The sequence below is a fragment of the Moorena sp. SIO4A1 genome (assembly GCF_010672065.1).
GTDB lineage: Bacteria > Cyanobacteriota > Cyanobacteriia > Cyanobacteriales > Coleofasciculaceae > Moorena.
In genome coordinates, this window is record NZ_JAAHHX010000282.1 from 1 (window position 1) to 2,469 (window position 2,469).

A 2,469-nucleotide genomic window follows, 5' to 3' on the forward strand; every position below is an offset into this window, starting at 1 on the left:
GTGCGATTCGTTGACTAGAAACCTTGCCCATCAAGGGTTTAGGAGGATTAGTCGCAAGGAAGAAAGAACCTTGACAACTTGATAACCATGATGGTGAAAGACCATCCCTCGTGAAATCCGAGTGACAGCCCTACCCTGGTTCATGGGAACTAACAAAACCCATGGATTGAAAGCAAGGGTCGAACAGCGAAGCGGAACCAATCCAGGGAAAGTTAGTAGCAGGCAAAAGACTCATGGGTACGCAAGGAAGGCATGTTTGAATCATCGACACCTACACGTGGCGAAATGGATTGATACGCCACAGACAAAAAGTCAAACGGAATAAAGGATAGTTAGTTGGTCGCTTAACTATTGATTTCCCTAGAAATAAAATTCCCGGTGAATAATGCCGCCCTAAAAGTCTACAGAATGGTTATCAGGAACGAAGTAACCCCCACAAGAACTCTCAGAAAGGTCGAACATTCTGAGTAGGTAGTTAACCGTAAGTCATCTGGGGGAGAGATAGAGTCAGAAGCCAATGCCTAGGGTAATACCTATGGATATGCCAACGGACTCACGTTACAGGAATAGGTGTAGTTGTAAGTAGTAATGAAGAAGTCTAAAACTCGGGGATTCAACCCACAGTCGGAATGGAACAAGGTCAACTGGCGAAAGCTAGAAATAACCGTGTTCAAGTTACAAAAACGAATATACCAAGCCTCACAGCGTGACGATGTTCGCGTGGTACGTAAATTACAAAAGACCCTGATCAAGTCTTGGTCAGCCAAAATGATTGCGGTCAGGCGGGTAACCCAAGAGAACAAAGGTAAGAAAACTGCTGGAATAGACGGGGTTAAAACCTTAAATGGTAAACAACGTCTGGCCTTAGTAACTAATCTGGAAATCTCAAGAAAAGCCAAACCAACTAGAAGGGTATGGATTCCAAAACCCGGACAGAAGGAAAAACGCCCATTAGGAATCCCAACAATGCATGACCGCGCCCTACAAGCACTAGTCAAACAAGCACTAGAGCCTGAATGGGAGGCTAAATTTGAACCTAACTCCTATGGGTTCAGACCAGGACGCTCATGTCATGATGCCATCGAAGCAATATTTAATGGGATCTGCAAAAAACCTAAATGGGTACTAGACGCCGATATCTCCAAATGTTTCGATAAAATCAATCACGATGTTCTTCTCACGAAATTAAACACCTATCCATCCTTGAGGCGATTAATTAAATCTTGGTTAAAAGCTGGTGTGATGGATAATAACACATTCTCAGAAACCGAAGAAGGCACACCACAAGGAGGAGTAATATCACCTCTCCTTGCGAACATAGCCCTTCATGGAATGGAAACAATAATTAAGACTTATATCGGAAATAAAAAGAACAAAAAAGGAGAAAAACTAGGAAAAGCTCAAAAGATGAGAGGTATAAGTCTAATTAGATATGCGGATGATTTTGTCATCATGCACAAAGACCAAACCATAATAGAAGAATGTCAGAGAATCATCAGTGAATGGCTAAAAGACATAGGGTTGGAATTAAAGCCCAGTAAGACAAAGATAACTCACACTTCGGAAGGATTCAATTTCCTAGGATTCAACATCCGACAATATCCAGCCGGAAAAAACCATTCAAAACTAGGCTTTAAAACCATCATCAAACCATCCAAGGAAAAAGTTCTAGAACACTATAGGCAGCTCGCTGACATAATCGACCGTCACAAAGCTGCCCCTCAGGCTGCCCTAATCAGCCGACTCTCACCTGTCATACGAGGATGGTGTAATTACAACAAAGCTGTTTGTAGTAAAGAAACCTTCAAAGACCTCGAATGCATGCTCTGGAACAAACTCCAAAGATGGGGATACAGGCGACATCCAAACAAATCAAAAACCTGGGTAATCAATAAATATTGGGGAACCGTAGAAAAAGACAACTGGACGTTCACAGACGGAAAGAGTTACCTCTTGAAACATGCCAAAACGAAAATCGTCCGGCACATCAAAGTCAAGAACACCACAAGTCCATTTAACGGAAACTTAATATATTGGAATTCCAGAATGGGAAAACATCCTGAAATAAACAGTCAAAAAGGAAGACTACTTAAAAAACAAAAAGGAAAATGCTCCCATTGTGGCCTTACCTTCAGGGATGGAGATTTAATAGAAAAACACCACATAATACCACGCGCACTCGGTGGAGAAGACCTAGACAAAAATATGGAACTACTCCACCTGCATTGTCACGATGTCAAACATGGAACGAAATCTAATTCACTGAATCTAGATGAAAATCCATTCTAGAGGTGCCACTGACAAGGATTGTACTGTAATGAGGAGCCGGATGAGGGGAAACTGCGCGACCTGAACTGGTCAAGTAAAGCGGGGAGCCGACTCCCCAGGGTAATTTACACCACCTACCCTCACGTAAAACAACCTTTTAGGTTGGACTCAATACCTTTTGGTAACAAAAGGGAAATATGC

General features: G+C 42.4%; 1 protein-coding gene. It reads left to right on the top strand.

Annotation, left to right across the window (positions count from 1 at the left end; translation table 11 throughout):
* Positions 1–588 precede the first annotated feature (588 nt).
* A complete protein-coding gene (gene ltrA, locus F6K53_RS37300; protein ID WP_293030677.1) occupies positions 589–2,289 on the top strand; it encodes a group II intron reverse transcriptase/maturase in 1,701 nt (566 codons plus the stop codon).
* Positions 2,290–2,469: the final 180 nt, after the last annotated feature.